At 68.5% G+C, this 257-nt stretch carries 1 protein-coding gene; it reads right to left on the bottom strand.

Going from position 1 to position 257, the window contains the following annotated elements; translation table 11 throughout:
• Positions 1 to 257 (bottom strand): RNA-binding transcriptional accessory protein (locus tag HKX41_12270; protein NNC24911.1); only part of this gene is annotated, 257 nt, incomplete at both ends.

Genomic DNA, 257 nt, shown 5'->3' with positions numbered 1-257 from the left:
CGATCGGCCGGACGGCCCTGGTCGCGGATGCCGGCGTTGACCGCAACGCGGCCTTCGCCCTGCTGGTGGCCGGCTTCGGCGTCGCTGCCCGGGTCGAGGTCGAGGAACAGGATTTCCTCGCGGCGCGCGCGGAACAGCGCGAGCAATCGATGCGAGGGGATCTTGGCCAGCGATTCGGCGTGATCGAAGTAGTCGCGATATTTGGCGCCTTCGTTCTCCTTGCCCTCGGCCACGCGCGCGCGGATCACTCCGACTTC

The sequence above is a fragment of the Salifodinibacter halophilus genome (genome assembly GCA_012999515.1).
GTDB lineage: Bacteria > Pseudomonadota > Gammaproteobacteria > Nevskiales > Salinisphaeraceae > Salifodinibacter > Salifodinibacter halophilus.
Note: the sequence above shows the minus strand (reverse complement) of the source record. Positions and strands in the feature narration are given on the sequence as shown.